The organism is uncultured Campylobacter sp., from assembly GCF_938031315.1.
Lineage (GTDB): Bacteria > Campylobacterota > Campylobacteria > Campylobacterales > Campylobacteraceae > Campylobacter_B.
This window is the reverse complement of record NZ_CALHHT010000121.1, coordinates 1-3,608: the sequence shown is the minus strand read 5'-3', so window position 1 is coordinate 3,608 and position 3,608 is coordinate 1. Positions and strand designations below refer to the sequence as shown.

Below are 3,608 nucleotides of genomic sequence, written 5' to 3'. Positions count from 1 at the left end.
GCCGTCGCGCTTTACTTTCTCGCGCAACCCGTCCCAATCGCAGCTGCTCTGCTCAAAAAGTCCGCCGCGCTTAACGAGCGCCTTGGCGTTTTCATTCGCCAAATCGATCGGGAAAATTCCTTCGCTCCACTTCGAGCCCGCAAAATCAGGGTATCTACCCTTTTCTACGGCTAAATTTGAACTTGCCTTGATCGCGTTAAAACTCACGTTTTCCATTATCCTATCGATCAGCTCGAAGTGCTCGTAGCTGCCCCACTTCACGCCGCGCTCGGCCAGCATCTGCGCTTCGCCCATTACGCCGAGCCCTATCGCGCGCGTTTTTAGATTGGTGTGCTTGACCTTGGCGTGCGGGTAAAAATTTAGATCGATGACGTTATCGAGCATTCGCACGGCGATCGGCATCACGCGAGCTATCTCCTCGCGGCTGTTGATTTTGCTTAAATTTACGCTTGCGAGGTTGCAAACCGCCGTCGCACCCTCGTCGCAGCCTTTTTCTACGATAAAAATTTCTTTGCCGCCCAGCGTGTCTAGCGCGGTGATCTTTTTCGCCTTTTTTACGATGCCCGCGTCGGTTCTTACCTCTTCGTTTTCCTCAAACAGCCTCTCGCTACCGTCAGCGAAAACGACTTTGATTTTGTAGTGGTTCGGCGCCGTGTTTTGAAAGATCTCCGTGCATAAATTTGAGCTCCTGATTAAGCCTTGATGCGCGTTTGGATTGATGCGGTTGGCGTTATCTTTGAAGCATAAAAAGGGCATGCCCGTCTCAAAGTAGCTCGTTAAAATTTTCTTCCAAAGCTCCTTTGCCAGAATGGTAGATTTTGAAATTTTATCATCGGCCTCGTACTGCTCGTAGCGCGCTTCAAATTCCGCGCCATATAGATCGCTCAGATCGCTTACTTCTGCAGGATCGAATAGCGTCCATTTGCCGCCGCTTTGAAGCCTTTTCATAAACAGATCGTTTATCCACAGCGCGGGGAAAATTTCATGCGCGCGGCGCCTCTCCTCGCCCGAGTTTTTGCGCAGATCGAGGAAGTCGCTCACGTCCATATGCCACGGCTCGATATACACGGCGATAGCGCCCTTGCGCGTGCCCAGCTGATCGACGGCGACGGCGATGTCGTTCGTGATCTTTAAAAACGGGATGATGCCGCCCGCGGCATTTTTATGCCCGTCGATGCTGCCGCCCATCGCGCGCACCTTGCACCAGTCCCAGCCGATACCGCCGCCGAATTTGCTCAGTAGCGCCATCTCTTTGTAACTATCGAAAATCCCTTCGATATTATCGGGCGTGGAGCCCACGTAGCAGCTGCTTAGCTGATGTCGCGTCGTGCGGGCGTTTGAGAGCGTCGGAGTAGCCAGCATGACTTCAAATTTAGATATGAGATCGTAAAATTTCTTCGCCCAGCTCTGGCAGTCAAGCTCGTTTTGCGCAAGGAACATCGCGATCGCCATAAACATCTGCTGCGGAAGCTCGATCGGCGCGCCGCTTTTATCCTTGATGAGGTAGCGATCGTAAAGCGTCTTGATGCCGAGGTAGTTAAACTGCAAATCGCGCTGCGGCTGCAGATAGGAATTTAGATCCTCTAGATCGTATTTTTCCTTTAAGCCAAGCATTATGCGGCCTGCCGCCTCGCCGCGAGCGAAGTAATCTTTTAGGCTATTGTAGCCGCTAAAGCCCGTTACTTTGTGATACAGATCGTATAAAAATAACCGCGCGGCGACGAAGGTCCAGTTCGGGCGGTCCACGTCGATCTTCTCGACCGCGGTTTTGATGAGGGTTTGTTGGATCTCTTCGGTGGTGATCATATCGCGAAACTGGATCTTTGCGTCCACCTCAAGCTCGCTAAGGCTTACGTTTTCCAGCCCCTCCACTGCCTCGCTCGTGTATTTTTTGATCTTACTTACGTCAAGCTCCTCGGTTCTGCCGTTGCGTTTGATTACTTTCATATCGTTCCTTGAAATTTAAAAATGCAAATTTAGCGTTAGTTTCCCAATATAAAATACGTCGTCAAAAGAGGCGGCGTAATAAATGCCGCTCATAATCCGCCGTCTTTTAAATTTACGCTAGCTGCGCTGCAAAAGCGCGCATTATAGCCAAAATTGCTTAAGTCTATCTGTCATTGTAAATATGGGATTTTGGCTTGTAAATTTTAAAATTTAGCGAAGCGGGCGGCAATGATGCGGTAAAATTCGAGCGAAATTTTATGGCGCCACCGCGAAATTCTGTAGGTAAAAATTTACGTAGAGTTTTGCGAAATTTTGCGCCGAAAAAGCAGGAAAACAAAAATCTTTGCGGGCAGGCTTAAAATCCGCCCGCAAAGATTAAGAATTTAGTTGTGCGGTAGCGGGATAGGCTTTCCGTTTAAGATCATAGAGTTGCTTGCCTTATCGAAGCTAAACTCCATCTTAACTCCATCTCCGTCAGGCTTAAGAAACTGCGAGCCGTAAACTTCCGCCATCGGCGCAAAATCGCGCAGGCTGTCATAAGGCGATAGGAAGTCCGTGATAGTCGTATTTATCGTAGCTTTGCCGTCCAAGCTCATGCGCTTAAAAAGCTGCGTCTCGTCGATGTAGCCGCCTACTAGCGCGCTTGCGTTAAAAGCAAATTTCTTGCCGAGGCTATTTTCAAACGAAAAATCATTCACGTTGATTTTCATATCATCTTTTAGCAGCTTCATAAAAAGCTCTTTATTTTCCGCTAATTTTTCGCCTTCTTGCGGATTTGAGATAACAGACAGATATTTTTCGAAAAGTGCGGCGCTAAAGCTGGTATCGACGCCTAAATGGATGTTTCGCACTAGCACGTCGGCGATTTTTAGGCTTTGGGCTTTATCGCTTTCGTTGAAATTTAAAATTCCATCTTTTACGCGGTAGCTACCTTCCGTGCTCATATCCGTAACTACGACGAAGCGCTGCTTATCTACAGTTACGACGAGCTCTTTTGTGCTGCCTGCAAAATCTATGTCATTCAAAAAGAGCTTAGTTATATTACCGTCTAGATCTTGGATGCCGTTTTTAAAGTTTGCCTCATAGATAAGATCCTTCATATCAAGACCCGAATCCTTGCCGTCGTCTATAAAAATTTCACCGATTTTAAAGCCCAAGGCTTTTATCGTTTTTCCGCTCATATCGCTCGTGCCGTTTAGGCTAAGACCTGCAAGACGTCCTATTCCGCCATCTTCTAGCACATTTATATCGGCTAGCTTTGCGCTAAATTTAACCTCTGTAGGTCCGTAGTTTAGATGCGTGCTAAGCGGCGCATCGGTCTTAAACAGCTTCTTGCAAGGCTCCGCGTAATATGGCGTCTTAATCGTTAAAATTCCGTCGCCCTCAAATCCATCCGCAGCGTTTTTTACGCTATGCTTGATAGTGTAGTCGTAGCGAAAAGCAAAATCTTCCGGGAAAATTTTAGCAGGATCTGGCTCGTCCGTATCGTTGCTATCTTGCGCGCCTGCTTTTTCCTTTAGCTTGCTAAAGCCTTCAGCAAGACTTTTTTGTAGTTTCTCTTTTTTTACTACGCCTTCGATAAAGCCGCTTGAGTTGCTATCTCCCGGATAAAATTTAGCGCTCTTAGTCTCGAAAATTTCGTTTCTAGCGATAAATTCCGC

The 3,608-nt window shown here is 47.7% G+C and carries 2 protein-coding genes; both read right to left on the bottom strand.

Translation table 11 applies throughout. From position 1 onward, the window contains the following. Positions 1–1,947 (bottom strand): ribonucleoside-diphosphate reductase subunit alpha (locus Q0236_RS03415; RefSeq protein ID WP_297915177.1); only part of this gene is annotated, 1,947 nt, incomplete at its 3' end. A gap of 383 nt (positions 1,948–2,330) precedes the next feature. Next, on the bottom strand, positions 2,331–3,608 hold a 1,278-nt coding region (locus tag Q0236_RS03410; protein ID WP_297915174.1), incomplete at its 5' end, for a DUF945 family protein.